The organism is Zoogloea sp. LCSB751 (genome assembly GCF_002028455.1).
Taxonomy (GTDB): domain Bacteria; phylum Pseudomonadota; class Gammaproteobacteria; order Burkholderiales; family Rhodocyclaceae; genus Zoogloea.
In genome coordinates this window covers 1-17,266 of sequence record NZ_MWUM01000026.1, presented here as the reverse complement: position 1 = coordinate 17,266, position 17,266 = coordinate 1, and the positions used below count along the sequence as shown (strand labels likewise).

Sequence of the window (17,266 nt, the reverse complement as noted above, 5' to 3'; positions counted from 1 at the left end):
ACACGCTCTGCGACGGGAATTCTTGCCGCTCGCCAGGGAGGAGGCCCGGAAGAGGGCCGCTGCTTGCTGCCCGAATTCGGCTTCAAACCGCCCAAGTCTTTTCTAGACTGAATAAGCCATATCAGTATCTCCGGCGCTGCGCCTCAAGGGGCGCAGGATTCCGGCCGATAACGGGGTGACTGCTGCGTCAGTCGCCAACCAGATTATGTAGTAGGAGTCAGCATGAAGGTCATTTTCTCACCTGCCGTGGGCATGCTCAATCGCATGCGCTATCCGGCCAAGTTTACCCTGCTGGGCCTGATTGCCTTCGTTGTGGTCGGCTTCCTGCTGGTTCAATTGACCATTTCCCTGCGTGCCGACATTGTTTTCACGGAAAGGGAACTGGATTCGATGGAGGGTGTGCCACGGGTCCTCAAGGTCATCGAACTGATGCAGCAGCATCGTGGGCTGTCTTCCGGTGTGCTGAACGGCAATGAAGAATTGCGGCCACGCCTCCAGAAGAAGACGGAGGAAGTCGTGGCCGCAGTAGTCGCCGCCGAAGGCGCGTTGGCTGCCGATATCGCGCCTTCGGCCAGCAAGCGTTGGACCGAAGTGAAGGCGGGCTGGGAGGCGATCCGCAGCGGTGGCCTGCAGATGCCCCCCCGCGAGAACCTGCAGGCGCATACGGCGATGATCCGCAAGACCGTGCTGACCCTGCATGACATGGGCGACGACGGCAACCTGGCCCTCGATCCGTCGCCGGACACCTACTACCTGGTGGACAACATGCTGCGGCGTGTTCCGGACGTTTCCGAGCGCCTTGGCCGCCTGCGCGCACTGGGTACTGGCGCGCTGGCTGCGAAGAATGTCGATGAGCAACGACGCTTCGACATCAGTTCCCAGCTGGGGGAGCTGAACATGGCGGTGACCGATCTGAACGAGAATTTTGAGCGAGCGGGTGCTGCCAATCCGCGTATCAAGCCGACGCTGGATACGCTCGGAAAGGATTTCAATGCTGGAACCTCGAATGTGATCGATCAGCTTCAGAACCGTTTGCTGAAAGGCGATTACGAAATGGCTGCGCCGGCCTATTTCGACATGGTCACCAAGAGCATCGACATGGTGTTTGCCAAGACCTATCAGGAGCTGATTCCCGAGGCGAAGGGTTTGCTTCTTGCCCGGCTGGCTGAATCGAAAAAGGAGTTCATGCTGGCGGGCATTCTGTCCGGCGTGTCGCTGCTGGTCCTGCTCTACCTGTCGATCGCCTTCTGCCTGTCGGTGATGCTGTCGGTGAGTGAACTCCGGGCTGGCGCCAAGGAGCTGGCGGCCGGCAATCTGCGCGAGCGCATCACCCTGTCGGCCCGGGACGAGCTGCATCTGGTGGCGGACCAGTTCAATGAAATGGCCCAGGCTTTTTCCGATGTGATCACCAAGGTCCAGCGCGGCGCCAACGATGTGGCATCGTCGGCGGTGTCGCTGGCAAGTTCCGCATCGCAGGTGTCGAGCGGTTCGGACCAGCAGAGTGCGGCGGCCTCCAATATGGCGGCTGCCGTCGAGGAGATGACCGTCGGCATCGAGGAGATTGCCAGCAGTGCGTCGTCGGCGGAGGGGATTTCCGCGGAGTCGGGACGCTTGTCTGCAGAGGGGGGGGCGGTGGTGGCCAGGACGGTGGCCGAGATGGAGCGTATTTCCGTGTCGGTGCGGGAGTCTGCCGACGTGATCCAGGACCTGGGCGACCAGTCGGCCAAGATTTCGGCGATCGTCAATTCGATCAAGGAAATCGCCGATCAGACCAACCTGCTGGCGCTCAATGCTGCCATCGAAGCGGCCCGAGCCGGTGAAACCGGGCGTGGCTTCGCGGTGGTGGCTGACGAGGTACGCAAGCTGGCCGAGCGGACGGCCAAGGCGACCGATGAGATCACTGGCATGGTCGCGGCCATCCAGCATGGCACCAGCCGTGCCGTGGATACCATGCAGGGCGGTGTCGTCCGGGTTCAGGAAGGTGTGGTGCTGGCCGGGCAGGCCGGTGCGTCGATGGACCAGATCCGGGCCGGTGCGAGCCAGGTGGTGGCGGCGGTCACCGATATTTCGTCGGCGTTAAGGGAGCAAGGTGCGGCAAGTACCGACATTGCCCGCAACGTGGAGCAGATCGCCCAGATGGCCGAGCAAAACTCGGCGGCGGTACGGGAAACTGCGAATACCGCACGCCGCCTCGAAAACCTGGCTCAGCAACTGCGGGCCGAGGTCTCCCACTTCCATATCTGAAGCCATTCCTGGTGGGGAGTGCGTGCTCCCGCCATGCGCTGTTGCCGGTGGCTTCATTCCGGCAGCAGCGCGCCTTCCAGCTCCTGCCGGCCGAGGGGCGATGCCATGGCGATCACGTGTTGTCCGGGCTCCAGCATGAATTCTTTCGGTGGGTTGAAGACGAAATCGCCGCCGCGCCGAACGGCGAGCAGCACATAGTTGGGGCTGCGCAGGCGCAGGGTTTCGAGCGCGCGGGGCTCGAACTGCTCGGGCACTTCGACTTCCTCGAGACGCAGTTTGTGCTCCGAACGCAGCATCTCATCCAGGAAGGACACCACGTGGGGACGGATCATGCTGGACGCGATCCGCATGCCGCCCGTGAAATCCGGTGAGATCACGCTGTCGGCACCGGCCTTGCGCAGTTTTTCGGTGTTGCGCACCTCGTGGCAGCGGGCCACGATGCGGATACCCGGATTGAGCTGCTTGGCGGTGAACACAATCATCAGGTTGCGGCTGTCGTCACCCGTGACTGCAAAGAGGCCGCGGGCCTCCTTGATGCCCGCAGCGAGCAGGAGGTCGTCGTCGGAGGCGTCGCCCCCCAGGTAGATCAGGCCGGGCAGGCGTTCCCGCTGGGTTTCCAGGGCTGCCTCGTCGGCATCGATGGCGACGTAATGGCGGTGGGTGGTGGTCAGCTCGTTGGCCACGTTACGCCCTACGCGACCAAAACCGCAGATGATGAAGTGCTGGTGCAGTTTGTAGACCTGCTTTTCCATGCGTCGTCTCCGCAAGGTGTAGTCGAGATCGCTCTCGAGGAAAAAGACGGTGAGGCTGGTGAACAGGAATGTCACCGCGCCGAAGCCCGCCAGCGCGATCAGGCCAGCGAAGAGGCGTTCGGCGAAACTGTCGATGGGCACGACTTCGCCATAGCCGACTGTCGTGACCGTGATCAGGGTCATGTAGATCGCGTCGGAGAGGTTCGCCTTGTCGCCGCCGGCCCAGTAGAAACCCAGGGTGCCGAGAATGATCAGGCCGATCAGAACGCCTGCTGCGTAGTAGATGCGCAGCAGGATGCGCGGCAACTGGCTGCTGCGGCTGGGGGGCTTCTTCGGTTGGTGGTGGCGTCGCAGATGGAGGTGCTGGCGCAGTCGCCGCAGTAGGGCGAGAACGGTGGAGATCTTCATGGCTTGTGCGCGTGCCGCTTGTGCCAGTGGTGGATCAGGTAGCTTCGCCAGGCGAGGCGGGTCAGCAGATACCCGCACAGGGCAAGGACAAACGCCAGCACGATCAGCCCCAGTGCCAAGGGGCGGCCAAGGCCGATGAACCAGTGGATCAGTTCGCCTATCCAGGCCAGCAGGCCGGCCGAGCCCCAATCCGGCGGTTGGGTGAATGGGGTCAGGCTGGAACCGAGAATCCATTCGCCAATGGCAAATGCGACGACGTAGATCGGTACGATGGTGAGGGGATTGGTATAGAGCGTGGTGAGCAGGGCCAGGGGGAGATTGACCCGGAACAGCAGGCAGCAGATCGCCGCACCCAGCATCTGGAACGGCCCAGGGATCAGGCCGCAGAACAGCCCTACGGCCACGGCCCCGGCCGCCGAATGGCGATTGAGGTGCCACAGGCGCGGGTGAAATAGTGTCGTGCCGAAGGGCGCCAGCCAGCGATTGGCAGCCAGCGACGCGTGGTCGGGCAGGTGGCGCTTGAGCAATCGTCGCATGTTTTTTGTTGTCTTTTTTCGCGGGTCGGGCCCTTCTCCTCTGGCCCGAATTCTAACCGACGCCCGACCTCTTGGTGTTTGCTGCTGTTCCCGCTAGATTGCGGGCTATGCGGATTATGTCAATCGGGTTTGCGGTGGGGGTTTTCGGATGCCAGACGGCGGCAGTGTTGCCGTCGTCGGAAGGCATCCTGGGGCTTGTCGTCGGTGCCGCGGTTGGCCTGGCCTTGGCCGGTGTGCTTGCCCGCTTGCAGCACCGGGCCGCGGCGCAAGGATTACTGCTCCTGGCTGCCGTTCTGGCAGGGTGGGGCTTTGCGGCCTGGCGTGCCGAGCTGCGCCTGGCAGATGCCCTGCCGATGGCGCTCGAAGGACAGGACGTGGTGGTGAGCGGTGTGGTCGCCAGCTTGCCGCAGGACTTCGAGCGGGGGCTGCGCTTTACGTTTCGTGTCGAGAGCGGCGTGCCGGGGGTACCGGAAGTGCTGTCGCTGGCCTGGTATAAGGGTTTCCGTGATGAAGAATTGCACACCTTGCCGGCACTTCACGCCGGTGAACGATGGCGCCTGACCGTTCGCCTCAAGCGTCCTCATGGCAACGTCAATCCCCACGGCTTCGACTATGAAGGTTGGTTGCTGGAACAAGGAATCCGTGCCACCGGCTATGTACGTCCGGATCGCGCCAATCAACGCCTGGACGCGTTTGTGCCGGGAGTCATGAACCTGGTCGAGAGAACCAGGGAGCGCATCCGGGCGCGCTTCCAGGAGGCGTTGCCCGATGCCGCGTACAGGGGCGTGCTGGTGGCGTTGGCGATAGGCGATCAGCGGGCCATCAGTCAGGAACAATGGCAGATCTTCGCCCGCAGCGGGATATCCCATCTGGTGGCTATCAGTGGAATGCACGTCACGATGATGGCGGCCCTGGCTGCTGCCGGCCTGGGGTGGGTATGGCGGCGCAGCTCGCGGCTGGCCCTGCGCTATCCGGCCCAGCAGGCCAGTGTGGTTGCCGGATTTCTGGCGGCCTTTGGGTATTGTCTGCTGGCGGGTTGGGGTGTGCCGGCCCAGCGGACCTTGTATATGGTTGGTTGCGTGGCGCTGGCCCTGGTCCTGCGCAGGGAGACGGCGCCGAGCCGGGTGCTGGCCTTTGCGTTGATGGTGGTCTTGCTGCTGGATCCGTGGGCGATTCTGGCGGCTGGCTTCTGGCTTTCCTTCGGCGCAGTGGCGCTGCTGTTGCTTGCGGGCAGTGGGCGCTTGCGCGCGGCGGGCTGGCTGCACGAGGCGCTGCGCGCCCAGTGGGCGGTGACCTTGGGGTTGGTCCCGACCTTGCTGGTGCTGTTTCAGCAGTTCTCGCTGGTGTCGCCCGCGGCCAACGGAATTGCCATTCCGCTGATCAGCTTTGTCGTGGCGCCGCTGGCCATTGCCTACGCGGTTATACCGCTGCAAATGCTGGCCGATCTTGCACATATGGCGCTGATGGCGACGATGGTGCCGATTACGTGGTTGGCGGATTTGCCCATGGCCCAGTGGCAACAGGCCGCGCCACCAGCGGAGCTGGCCATTCTGGCTACGCTGGGATGCCTGTGGGCGCTGTTGCCGCGGGGAACGCCCGTCCGTTGGCTTGGCCTTGCAATGCTGTTGCCGCTGGTGTCTTGGGTTCCGCCTCGGCCACCGCAAGGGGAGGCCTGGGTGACGGTGCTGGATGTGGGGCAGGGCCTGGCTGTACATGTGCAAACAGCCGGTAGCGATCTGATCTACGATACCGGTCCGGCCTTTTCAGTTGATGCCAATAGTGGTGAGCGCATCCTGCTGCCTTACCTGCGTGCACTGGGCGTGCGCCGGCTCGATACCCTTGTGGTGACCCACCAGGACAACGATCACGCAGGCGGTGCGGAAGCCGTGCTGGCCGGCATCCCGGTGCGGTCAGTCCTGTTTTCGTTGCCTGAAAACCACCCCGTACGCCTGATCGCGGACAGCAGGGGGCGCTCCTGCGCGGCTGGACAGGAGTGGGAGCAGGACGGGGTGCGCTTTGCGGTGCTGCATCCCGTTGGGCGTGGCGGTTCGCCGCGCAGGAGCAACGACGCGTCTTGCGTTCTGCAGGTGGAGGCCAGCGGGCGACGTGTACTGCTGAGCTCGGACATCGAAGCGGTTTCCGAGACGGACTTGCTTGGGCGTGATGCAGCTGCGCTGGCGAGTGACGTGGTGGTTGCGCCTCATCATGGAAGCCGAACGTCATCTACACCGGCCTTCATCGCAGCCACATCCCCACGCTGGGTGATTTTTCCGGTTGGTTACCGGAACCGCTTTCGCCACCCGAATCCCGATGTCTGGGCCCGCTGGGCCGCCAGCGGCGCGAGTCTGTTGCGGACCGACGCCAGCGGTGCGATCAGGGTCAGACTGGGGGCGAGGGAGGTTCAGGTCGACACCGCCCGAGAGACCTTCCCCCACTATTGGCACGGGCGGTGACGGCGGACGACGGGTAGTGGATGCTATCCTTGGCCCATTCCAGTCAGTGAGCGAAGTGGGTTCCCCATGCGCATTCTCAAGTCCTATCGCCACCTGCTTGCCCCGTTGCAGGTCGTGCCTTCCGATTCCAGCGCTGCATCCTCCCTCGAGCCTCGGCTCCGCAGCGTGCAGTGCGCCACGCCCCATGGGCTGCACAGAATGGCCTATACGGAATGGGGGGCTCCGGACAATCCCCGGGTGTTGATGTGTGTCCATGGCCTGACTCGCAACGGGCGGGATTTCGATGACCTGGCCCGGGCGCTGGCGCCTCATTACCGGGTGGTGTGCCCGGACGTGGTCGGTCGCGGGCGCAGTGGCTGGTTGCCGGTGAAGGCCGACTATCAGTTGCCGACCTACGTGGCGGACATGGTGACGCTGATTGCCCGCCTGAACGTGGACACCGTGCATTGGGTGGGTACCTCGATGGGAGGGCTGATCGGCATGGTGCTGGCCAGCCTGCCCGACAATCCGGTCCGGCGACTCGTGCTGAATGATGTAGGGCCGGTTCTGCCGGCTGATTCCTTGCTCCGGATCGGACAATACGTCGGACAGGCGCCGGTGTTCCCGAGCTATGACGCTGCGGAGGCCTATGTCCGCGCGGTCAGTGCACCTTTCGGGCATCTGACCGATGCCCAGTGGCGGCACCTGACCGAGCCGTCCATCAAGGAAGTGGACGGAGGCTGGGCGATGCGCTATGACCCGGCGATTGGCGATGCCTTCCGTGATCCCCAGATGGCGGACGTGGATCTGTGGCCGATCTATGAAGCGATCGGCTGCCCGACGCTGGTCCTGCGGGGGGCGGATTCAGACCTGTTGTTGCCTGATACGGCACGCCAGATGAGCGCTCGCGGCCCGCGGGCGCGGGTAGTCGAGATTCCCGAGGTGGGACATGCGCCGACCTTGATGGATCCGATGCAGATCACGCCAATCCGAGACTTCCTGCTGGAGGCGGACTGATGCAGGGGGCCTGGCTGACGGCGTTCAGCGCAGTGGACTGGATCGCACTGAGCTGGTTCATCTTCTGCTGGACTGGCTATGGTTGGCTCGTCGAGCATGGCCCCGGGGGCACGATGCGTGGTCTGATGGGGGCCAGCCATACGTTCCGCCTCGAGTGGGGGCGGCAGATGCTGCGCCGCGAAGTTCGGGTGGCGGATTCCGGGCTGGTCGGCAACCTGATGCAGAACGTGTCCTTCTATGCCAATACGACGATCTATGTGATTGCCGGTTTGCTGGCATTGCTCGGCACGATGGACAAGTTGATCGATGCAGCCTCCGACCTGCCTTTCGCACGTCACGTGTCGCGGGAGGTGTGGGAGGTCAAGCTGTTGCTGCTGCTGATGGTCTTCGTGGTGGCTTACTTCAAGTTCACCTGGTCGCTGCGGCAGTTCAACATGCTGTCCATCCTGATCGGAGCCGCGCCGCCGCCGGGGGAGGGCACGGAAGAGGACGTGCAGCGTTTCGCGAAGGTGAATTCGTTGGCGGGAGACGAGTTCAATCGCGGCATCCGGGCCTATTACTTCGGCCTCGCTGCGGTGTTCTGGTTTGCGCACCCGTGGCTGTTCTTCGCCGTTACGACGTTTATCGTGCTGGTGTTGTACCGGCGGGATTTCCTGTCCCACACCTACGCGGCAATGCGCGTGTGATCAGTTGTCCTGCTCAAGTTTTACTGAGACGGAATTGATGCAGTAGCGCAGCCCGGTCGGCGCCGGGCCGTCTTCGAAGACGTGGCCCAGGTGTGCGCCGCATTCACGGCACAGTACTTCGGTACGCAGCATGGAGTGGCTGCGGTCCTCGGCCTCTTCGACGTTGTCGGGGGCGGCTGCGGAATGAAAACTCGGCCAGCCACAACCAGAGTCGAATTTGTGTTCGGACGAGAACAGGTCGGCCCCGCAGCAGGTGCAGACGTATTTTCCCTGTTCGTGACAATCCCAGTAACGGCCGGTGAAGGCGCGCTCGGTGCCTTTCTGGCGCGTGACCACGTACTCTTCGGGGGACAGCTGGGCACGCCATTCGGCGTCGGTTTTTTCGATCTTGCGGCTCATGGACGTCTCCGGTGGGGGATTCCTGATGGAGATGGCGACGGGCAGGAAGGTTCCCGCCCGTCGCGGTCAAGGCTCAGTGCAGGTGCTTGGGCATCTGTTCGGCCTGCTCTTCCGGCAGTTCGGCATGGACGGCCTCGCCGTCGGGTGAGGGGTACATGGGGGCGCCGCAGTCGTCGCAGTATTCCATCGGGAACTCGTTGTCGAGCACCAGGATGTCGGTGATGCCGCAAGCGCGAAGGGTTGCCTCGATCTGGCCGAGGGTTTCGACGCTCTCGTCCTCGGCGCCGAGCAGCGGCCAGACAACGCCGTGTACCACGTCGTTCTGTCCGCGCAGCGTGAAGCCGATGCGGAACTCTTCCACCTGACGCTCGAAAAATGGGGCCACGACGGCCCGCAGGTTGGCGGCTGGGGCGTCGAGGGTGGTGCTGAGGAAGGCCACCGAGGCCTGGATGGAGTAGGGGCGGGACATCTTGTCCGCCTCGCGGCTGGCGGCAAAGTAGGCATCCGGCAGCACGACCTCGAAGGCACAGCCAGTGAGCAGCGGAGCGATGCAGGCGCCGCCCTGGGCACGCCATTGCTCGAGTGCCTGATCGCGGGTGCAGTCTTCTTCCTGCCAGCGGAAAATCGGGGCGCCCTTGGGTACGATCACGGCGCCGAGCAGGTAGCGGTTGTCGGACAGGAACTGGGCCGTTTCCGGCAGGTTGTCGGTCTTGATGTGCAGGTCGCTGTCGTTCTCCGCGGCGTGCCCGATGTGGGTGGCCAGATCGGCTGTTGCACAGTAGCCCTGGGGCAACTGGTCAGGGCTGAACAGGAAGTCTGCCAGTGCCAGCTTGACGCCGCTGGCCAGCACATGGGCCTTGAGTTGAACGCGCAGGTTGGCCATCACCGCAGCAGCAATCGGCGAAGCGGGAATGCGGTAGCGGGACCACGCCATTACCGGGGCGGCGATCAGCAGTATGTCCTGTTGCTCGTTGGACTTGAGTGCGCCTTCGGCTCGCGATTCGATCATGTCGGCGAGTTCGTCGTAAGCATGGACGCTGGCGGTGCTGAGGTGGTCGAGGGTCGTCGTAAGCGTGTCTTCATCCTCTGTTCTCAGCAGATGATCGACCGCCGCTGCAAGGCGCAGGTCCCAGAAGTGGTCTTCGGCGCGGCTGCTCGAATCGGCAAGACCGTTGGCGAGCCACAGCAGTTGTTCGGCGTCGCGGGGAAGGCCACCGCGGCGCCCGAGTCGATTACGTTTCATCGGGGGCTCTCCGTATGGTTATGGATTGGACAGTGAGTATCGGGCTGAATTCCGCGCCTAGTAGGCGAGGGGATCGATGCGCACTTCCTGCAAGATGATGGTGGAGATTTCTTCGATGGATTTTGTGGTGGAGTCTAGCCACTTGATGCCCTCGCGCTTCATCATGCGCTGGGCGGCCTCGATCTCCGCCAGACAGTTGTCGAGCGATGCGTAGCGGCTGTTCGGGCGTCGTTCCTGACGGATCTGGGACAGGCGGTCGGGGCCGATGGTCAGTCCGAACAGCTTGTGACGGAAGCGGGTCAGTTCGCCGGGGAGCTTGTTGCGCTCGAAGTCCTCGGGGATCAGGGGATAGTTGGCAGCCTTGATGCCGAACTGCATCGCAAGGTAAAGGCTGGTCGGTGTCTTGCCGGAGCGAGAGACGCCAACCAGGATCACGTCTGCCTCTTCGAGGTCAGTGTTGGATACGCCGTCGTCGTGGGCCAGCGTGAAATTGATCGCCTCGATGCGTTTCTTGTAGTCCTGGCTGTCGGCGATGCCGTGAAAGCGCCCGGCCGTGTGGGTGGAGCGCTGCCCCAGTTCGCTCTCCAGGGGTTCGATGAATTTCTCGAACAGGTCCAGGAACAGCGCGTCGGCTTCGCGCAGCGCGGCGACGGCCTCGGGATCCACCAGCGTATTGAACACGATCGGCCGGATGCCGCTTTCTATTGCTGCATCGCGAATCTTGAGCGCACAGTCGCGGGCTTTCTCGGGTGAGTCGATGAAAGGCAGGCGATGGTTGCGGAAACGGGATTCCGGAAACTGCGCGAGAAGACTGTGGCCGAGGGTCTCGGCCGTGATACCTGTTCCGTCGGATACGAAGAATACGGGGCGGGTCTGAGTCATGAACGTGCCAACAGGGAAAGGGACATGATTGCCGGCCTGAGGGCCGAAGCAGGGGTGCATCTTATCCCATTCTGGCCATCGGACTTCGTTCGGGCCCCAGGTGAACTGCCGGTCATCTCCGGCCCAGGGTATGCATTTAGCCTGAATTGGGCATGGTTAGGATAAACCCTGCATGCGGCAGGGCAACAAAACGACTTACAATACGACCCGACGACGTGAGTCGCCCAGATGTACTTTCTTCATTTTCTCCCCAGGAAGATTCCTTTTATGGCCCGTAACGTCATTCCTTTCCAAGAGCTGCGAATGTCCGATGTCGAGCAGGTCGGCGGCAAGAACGCCTCCCTCGGCGAAATGATCAGCCAGCTGCCGTCCAGCGTGCGCGTTCCCGGTGGTTTTGCCACCACGGCTGCCGCCTACCGTGAGTTCCTGTCCCATCAGGGCTTGGCGGAGCGCATCAGCGCCGCACTCGACAGCCTGGACGTGGATGACGTGGTCGCCCTGGCAAAGACCGGCACCCAGATCCGTCAGTGGATTGTCGACACCCCGTTCCCGCCGGCTCTCGAAGCCGAAATCAAGACTGCTTACGAGCAGCTCACCGCAGAAGGCGACGGCAGCTTCGCAGTGCGTTCCTCCGCCACCGCGGAAGACTTGCCCGACGCGTCCTTCGCCGGCCAGCAGGAATCCTTCCTGAACATCCACGGCTACGAGAACATCCTGCACGCCATCAAGGAAGTGTTCGCGTCGCTCTACAACGACCGCGCCATCGCCTATCGTGTGCACAAGGGCTTTACCCACGCTGAAGTTGCCCTGTCCGCCGGCGTGCAGCGCATGGTGCGTTCCGATATCGGCGCTTCCGGCGTGATGTTCACGATGGATACCGAATCCGGCTTCGACGGCGTCGTGTTCATTACCGCTTCCTATGGCCTAGGTGAAACCGTCGTGCAGGGCGCGGTGAACCCGGATGAGTTCTACGTTCACAAGGCCACCCTGGCTGAAGGCAAGCCGGCGATCATCCGCCGCAACCTGGGTTCGAAGCTGATCAAGATGGTCTTCGCCGACAAGAAGGAAGCCGGCAAGTCCACCCGCACCATCGACGTCTCCGAAGCCGAGCGCAATGTTTACTCTCTGACCGACGAAGACGTGCTGGAGCTCGGCCGCTACGCGACCATCATCGAGAAGCACTACGGCCGTCCGATGGATATCGAGTGGGGCAAGAGCGGCGACGACGGCAAACTGTACATTCTGCAGGCCCGTCCGGAAACCGTGAAGAGCCAGCAGTCCGGCCACGTGATGGAGAAGTACCGGCTCAAGCAGTACAGCAAGTCCATCACCCATGGTCGCGCCATCGGCCAGAAGATCGGTGCCGGCCACGTCCGCATCGTCAAGGACGCCTCCGAGATGGATCGTGTGAAGGCTGGCGACATTCTCGTCACCGACATGACCGACCCGAACTGGGAGCCGGTGATGAAGCGTGCTTCCGCCATCGTGACCAATCGCGGTGGCCGTACCTGTCACGCGGCGATCATTGCCCGTGAGCTGGGCATCCCGGCCATCGTCGGTTGCGGTAACGCTACCGAGGTGCTGGAAGAAAACGACGAAGTCACGGTCTCCTGCGCCGAAGGCGATACCGGCTACGTGTATCGTGGCAAGCTGGACTTCGAAGTGGTCACCACCGACATGGGCAACCTGCCCGACATCCCGGTGAAGATCATGATGAACGTCGGCAATCCGGAACTGGCCTTCGAGTTCGCGCAGATCCCGAATGGCGGCGTCGGTCTGGCTCGCCTGGAGTTCGTGATCAACAACATGATCGGCATCCACCCGAAGGCGATCCTTGAGATCAACCAGGTGCCGGCCAGCCTGCGTGCGGAAATCACCCGCCGTTCCCGTGGTTACGCTACGCCGAAGCAGTTCTTCATCGAGAAGCTGGTGGAAGGTGTTGCCACCATCGCTGCGGCCTTCTATCCGAAGCCCGTGATCGTCCGCCTGTCCGACTTCAAGTCGAACGAGTATCGTAAGCTGCTGGGTGGCGAGATCTACGAGCCGGAAGAAGAAAACCCCATGCTGGGCTTCCGTGGGGCGTCCCGCTACATCGCCCACAGCTTCCGTGACTGCTTCGAGCTCGAATGCGCGGCGATGAAGAAGGTGCGCAACGAGCTGGGCTTGACCAACGTTCAGCTGATGGTGCCCTTCGTGCGCAATCTGGACGAAGCCAAGGGCGTCGTCGATCTGCTGGCCGAACATGGCCTGAAGCAGGGCGAGAACGATCTCAAGCTGATCATGATGTGCGAGATTCCCTCCAATGCGCTGCTGGCTGATCAGTTCCTGGAGATCTTCGATGGCTTCTCCATCGGTTCCAACGATCTGACCCAGCTGACCCTCGGTCTGGACCGTGACTCTGGTCTGGTGGCTCACTCTTTCGATGAGCGCGATCCGGCCGTTAAACTCTTGTTGTCGTTGGCAATCCAGAGCGCCAACAAGCTCGGCAAGTATGTGGGTATTTGTGGCCAGGGTCCGTCCGACCACTCCGATTTTGCCGAGTGGCTGATGGATGAAGGCATTCAGACCATCTCCCTCAATCCGGACACGGTTGTGGACACCTGGTTGAAGCTGGCGGCCCATCAGAAGGCCTGACGCGTTATTGCCATGGATGGACAAGAGAGCCGGGGAAACCCGGCTTTTTTGCATTTGCAGCCCGCTTCGTGTGGAAGGAAATGCCGTCGCTCTGATAGTGTCCTGATACGCACGTCATCAATGGTCGGTAACGCGAGGAGGTGGCATGGAGTTCGAGTGGTGGCACTGGATCGTGCTTGGTATTGCGTTGGTCATTGCAGAGCTGGTCGTGCCAGCCTTCTTTGTCGTCTGGTTCGGTCTAGGGGCGTTGCTGGTCGGGGTGTTGCTGGCCCTGCTGCCTGGTCTTGGTGTGACTGTGCAGGTGTTGCTGTGGATCCTGGCTTCGCTGGCTATGGTGGTACTGTGGTTCCGGATATTCAAACGGAGCGATTACAAGACCCGGATCGGGCAGTCGGATGGCGATACGATTGGTGAGGTTGGCCTCGTTTCCAAGGCCGCTGCACCTTTTGAACGAGGTAGGGTTCGTTTTCAGAAGCCGTTGCTTGGTTCGGAGGAGTGGGAATGTGTAATCGATGAGCCTGTGGCGGTCGGGGAGCGCGTGCGGGTGGTAGCGGTGGAGGGTAGTTTCCTGAAGGTGGAAAAGAGCTGATCGGAACCTGAGGAGCGGGTGATGAGTGCAGGGTTTATCGTGGTGCTGGCAATACTGGTCTTTGTGGTTGTGACCATTGCGAAAGGGGTACGCATCGTGCCCCAGGGCGAGGAGTGGATCGTCGAGCGCTTGGGGAGGTACTTCGGGACCTTGAAGCCCGGTCTCAACATCATCATTCCGTATCTCGATCAGGTGGCCTACAAGCTTGTGACCAAAGACATCATTCTCGATGTCCAGGAGCAGGAGGTCATCACCCGGGACAATGCAGTAATCCTTACGAATGCGATTGCCTTCCTGAAAGTGACCGACCCGGTTAAGGCGGTCTACGGCGTTACGGATTTCTCCGAGGCCATCCGCAATATGATCATGACCACCTTGAGGTCGATCATCGGCGAGATGGAGTTGGACGAGGCGCTGTCCAGCCGTGACAAGATCAAGGCTCGCCTGCGGGAGAGTATTGCGGATGAGGCGGTTGACTGGGGGTTGACGGTCAAGTCTGTGGAGATTCAGGACATCAAGCCGTCTCCGTCCATGCAGAAAGCCATGGAGCAGCAGGCCTCGGCTGAACGGGAGCGCAAGGCGCTGGTGACGCGTGCCGAAGGGGCCAAGCAGGCGGCTATCCTCGAGGCTGAGGCGCGCCTGGAGTCCTCCAAACGAGATGCCAGTGCGCAGGTAATGCTCGCCGAGGCTTCGGCGGAGGCGATTCGGCGTGTGAGTGTGGCTGTTGGAACTGACTCCACTCCGATGCTGTTTCTCCTTGGGGAGAAATATATTGCGTCGCTAGAGCGCTTGGGCGCGGCTGAAAGCGCCCGGGTTGTGGTGCTGCCCGCCGATCTTCAGGAAGCGGTGCGGGGCCTGTTCGGTGGGGGAGGCAAGCGTTGATGTGCGACAGGTCTGGGTGCCGCGCAACATGGGGATTCCTTCGCAGGCATGCGCGCATGTAGGATAGCCCTACTATGCTTGCCTATATTGTTCGTCGGTTGCTTTACGCGCCGCTCATTCTTGTTGGTGTAAATCTGCTTACTTTTGCCCTGTTCTTCGTGGTGAACACCCCGGATGACATGGCGCGCATGCAGCTTGGCGTCAAGCGCGTGACGCCTGAGGCCATCGAGCGATGGAAGGCCGAGCGGGGTTACGACAAACCCTTGCTATTCAATGCGAGCGCGAATGGAGTGGGAGCGTTCACGCACACTGTTTTCTTCGAAAAGTCCTTGCGGATGTTCGTCTTCGATTTTGGTCGGGCGGATGATGGGCGGGATATTGCGACCGAAATCAGTAGCCGCATGGGGCCGTCTTTGACGATTGCCTTACCGACCTTCGTATTGGGCTTGTTCGTGACCGTGGCCTTTGCATTGCTGTTGGTTTTTTTTCGGTCTTCTTACCTCGATTTTTGGGGTGGAGTGCTGTGCGTCGGAATGATGTCCATTTCCGGCCTCTTCTACATCATCGGTGGACAGTGGCTGATTTCGAAAATATGGCATCTGGTGCCCATCTCTGGTTATGGCGGCGGGGCTGATGTCTCTCGTTTTCTCGTATTACCCGTTCTGATCGGCGTTGTGGGTGGACTTGGAGCAAGCTCACGTTGGTATCGAACGATCTTTCTTGAGGAGGCCGGGAAAGACTATGTGAGGACTGCGCGGGCGAAGGGCTTGTCCGAACTGCAGGCGCTGTTCCGGCATGTTTTGAAGAATGGAATGATCCCAGTTCTGACCGGTGTGGTGGTCGTGATCCCGTCCTTGTTCATGGGTAGCCTTCTCACCGAATCTTTTTTTGGGATACCCGGGCTGGGGAGCTATACGATCGATGCGATCAACGCGCAAGACTTCTTGATCGTGCGCGCAATGGTATTCATAGGGGCGTTGCTGTACATCGTGGGGCTGCTGCTGACGGATCTGTCGTACACCCTGGTTGATCCGCGGGTGAGACTGGAATGATGACTTTTCAACCTGTGGTGTTGTGGACTGACATGTTGCTGTTCGGCCTACTCGCCTGTGCCTTACTGGCCATCTGCCGGGCCAGGCGGAGTGAGCCTGTGCGAGCAGCGTGGCGTCGGGTTGGCGAGAGCAACGTTGCAATGGCTTCGTTGACTATTCTGCTGCTGTTTTTGTTCGTGGGCGTGATCGATAGTGTGCATTATCGATCGCGCTTGGCTTCGGGCGCAGGAACTGAAACAAAGATTCAATTGTCGACTGAGGTGCGCAGTGCTTTTGATGTGCTTGCGGAGCCTCTTCGAGCCAAGGTGGAAAAGACATATTCCGCACCGCTGGCTTATCGACTTTTCGCCCGAGAAACCGTCGAGGGGCAGGGGGGGGGGCAAAGGCGGGAGTTTCCGAGGCTGAAGTTCGGTGGACGTGACCTGCAGTATCCGGAAGAGGATCACATCGGGGATGTGCTGGGGCGAGTTGGAATCGGCTTGGCGGTGGCGGGGAGTTGCTGGGGCGTGCTGGCCCTCGTGCTCGCCAAATGGGTCGCAGTGTCGCGAAAAGTACCTCTCGGCGCAGCCTGGCGGGCAATCTGGAGAGGGCGGGGTGGGTTGGCGTGGCGAGCCGTGCTGGCAACCTTCGGTGTCGTTTGTCTTCTGCTGGGGCCTCTTGTTGCGCTTGCTGCTGAATATCACGTGTTCGGTACAGATAAGGTCGGGCAAGATGTGCTTTACTTGAGCCTCAAGAGCATACGCACCGCACTGGTCATCGGTACTCTCACGACCATGGTGACCCTGCCACTTGCAGTGCTGCTTGGGATTGTCGCCGGGTATGTTGGAGGCTGGGTCGATGACGCGATCCAGTACGTCTATACCGTGCTTAACTCCATTCCAGGGGTGTTGCTGATTGCGGCGGCTGTGCTCATGATGCAGGTACTGATCGACATGCACCCCCATTGGTTTGAGACCGCAGCGGAGAGGGCTGATGGACGATTATTGGCCCTGTGCGTCATTCTGGGCATGACGAGTTGGACGGGCTTGTGTCGACTCCTGCGGGGGGAAACATTGAAATTACGTGAACTCGAATATGTTCAGGCCGCCCGTGCGTTTGGAGTCTCCAGAGCAAGCATTCTTTCTCGACATGTGCTGCCAAATCTCATGCATCTGGTGCTTATTGCGCTGGTGATGGACTTTTCGGCGCTAGTGCTTGCCGAAGCAGTGCTCTCCTATGTGGGAATTGGTGTGGATCCTGGGATGATTAGTTTTGGCACGATGATCAACGCTGCTCGAATGGAGCTGGCTCGGGAGCCTATGGTCTGGTGGAGTCTGGCAGCGGCATTTCTCTTTATGTTTGTGATGGTGCTGTCCGCGAACGTGTTCGCTGACAGCGTGAGAGATGCCTTCGATCCGCGCGCCAGATAAGTTTCTGAATTATTTTCCCGTATGGTGTTGACGGGTTCTGATAATTCTTTATAATGCGCAGCTCTTTCGCTGCAGCGCGTTACGAAGTAAGCGCTACGGGG

14 protein-coding genes are annotated in these 17,266 nt (G+C 61.3%); 9 read left to right on the top strand and 5 right to left on the bottom strand.

What is annotated here, in order from left to right:
- Positions 1-222: 222 nt before the first annotated feature.
- On the top strand, positions 223-2,244 hold the full coding sequence (locus B4920_RS21290) for a methyl-accepting chemotaxis protein (protein WP_079436695.1): 2,022 nt from the start codon (positions 223-225) through the stop codon (positions 2,242-2,244).
- A gap of 53 nt (positions 2,245-2,297) precedes the next feature.
- On the opposite strand, the gene B4920_RS21285 is transcribed toward B4920_RS21290, so the two are convergent.
- Positions 2,298-3,404 carry a TrkA family potassium uptake protein gene (locus tag B4920_RS21285; RefSeq protein WP_079436694.1) on the bottom strand — a complete coding sequence of 369 codons (1,107 nt, stop codon included), beginning with the start codon at positions 3,402-3,404 and terminating at the stop codon, positions 2,298-2,300.
- Positions 3,401-3,940: a DUF2062 domain-containing protein gene (locus tag B4920_RS21280; protein ID WP_079436693.1), complete on the bottom strand. Its 540-nt coding sequence runs from the start codon at positions 3,938-3,940 to the stop codon at positions 3,401-3,403. Before B4920_RS21280 ends, B4920_RS21285 begins: the two co-directional genes overlap by 4 nt.
- 116 nt (positions 3,941-4,056) lie before the next feature.
- On the opposite strand from B4920_RS21280, the gene B4920_RS21275 reads away from it, so the two are divergent.
- The 3 genes from B4920_RS21275 (at position 4,057) to B4920_RS21265 (ending at position 8,075) form a co-directional block, all read left to right on the top strand.
- Positions 4,057-6,393, top strand: a complete 2,337-nt coding sequence (locus B4920_RS21275) for a DNA internalization-related competence protein ComEC/Rec2 (RefSeq protein ID WP_254051012.1) — start codon at positions 4,057-4,059, stop codon at positions 6,391-6,393.
- A 198-nt stretch (positions 6,394-6,591) separates the two neighbouring features.
- Positions 6,592-7,389 carry an alpha/beta fold hydrolase gene (locus B4920_RS21270; RefSeq protein WP_079436740.1) on the top strand — a complete coding sequence of 266 codons (798 nt, stop codon included), beginning with the start codon at positions 6,592-6,594 and terminating at the stop codon, positions 7,387-7,389.
- The gene (locus B4920_RS21265) at positions 7,389-8,075 is read left to right on the top strand and encodes a DUF599 domain-containing protein (RefSeq protein WP_079436691.1); all 687 of its coding nucleotides are present in this window, start codon (positions 7,389-7,391) and stop codon (positions 8,073-8,075) included. The genes B4920_RS21270 and B4920_RS21265 overlap by 1 nt, the downstream gene beginning before the upstream one ends.
- Here the strand turns inward: B4920_RS21265 and msrB are convergent, their stop codons facing one another.
- The 3 genes from msrB to B4920_RS21250 form a co-directional block, all read right to left on the bottom strand.
- The gene (gene msrB, locus B4920_RS21260) at positions 8,076-8,474 is read right to left on the bottom strand and encodes a peptide-methionine (R)-S-oxide reductase MsrB (RefSeq protein WP_079436690.1); all 399 of its coding nucleotides are present in this window, start codon (positions 8,472-8,474) and stop codon (positions 8,076-8,078) included.
- A gap of 73 nt (positions 8,475-8,547) precedes the next feature.
- Entirely contained in the window at positions 8,548-9,717 is a 1,170-nt protein-coding gene (locus tag B4920_RS21255; protein WP_079436689.1) for a DUF2863 family protein, read from the bottom strand.
- Between the two features lie 57 nt (positions 9,718-9,774).
- Positions 9,775-10,599 (bottom strand): pyruvate, water dikinase regulatory protein, encoded by an 825-nt coding sequence (locus B4920_RS21250; RefSeq protein ID WP_079436688.1) that lies wholly within the window; start codon positions 10,597-10,599, stop codon positions 9,775-9,777.
- 267 nt (positions 10,600-10,866) lie between these two features.
- Between B4920_RS21250 and ppsA the strand changes: the two genes are divergently transcribed.
- The 5 genes from ppsA to B4920_RS21225 all read left to right on the top strand — a co-directional run bounded on the left by ppsA (position 10,867) and on the right by B4920_RS21225 (position 17,165).
- Entirely contained in the window at positions 10,867-13,233 is a 2,367-nt protein-coding gene (gene ppsA, locus B4920_RS21245) for a phosphoenolpyruvate synthase (RefSeq protein ID WP_079436687.1), read from the top strand.
- 145 nt (positions 13,234-13,378) lie between these two features.
- Complete coding sequence (locus B4920_RS21240) at positions 13,379-13,822, top strand: NfeD family protein (protein WP_079436686.1); 444 nt, start codon at positions 13,379-13,381, stop codon at positions 13,820-13,822.
- A gap of 21 nt (positions 13,823-13,843) precedes the next feature.
- On the top strand, positions 13,844-14,704 hold the full coding sequence (locus tag B4920_RS21235) for an SPFH domain-containing protein (RefSeq protein WP_079436685.1): 861 nt from the start codon (positions 13,844-13,846) through the stop codon (positions 14,702-14,704).
- Positions 14,705-14,778: 74 nt separating this feature from the next.
- The gene (locus B4920_RS21230) at positions 14,779-15,756 is read left to right on the top strand and encodes an ABC transporter permease (protein WP_079436684.1); all 978 of its coding nucleotides are present in this window, start codon (positions 14,779-14,781) and stop codon (positions 15,754-15,756) included.
- A complete protein-coding gene (locus B4920_RS21225) occupies positions 15,756-17,165 on the top strand; it encodes an ABC transporter permease (RefSeq protein WP_079436739.1) in 1,410 nt (469 codons plus the stop codon). Before B4920_RS21230 ends, B4920_RS21225 begins: the two co-directional genes overlap by 1 nt.
- Positions 17,166-17,266 lie beyond the last annotated feature (101 nt).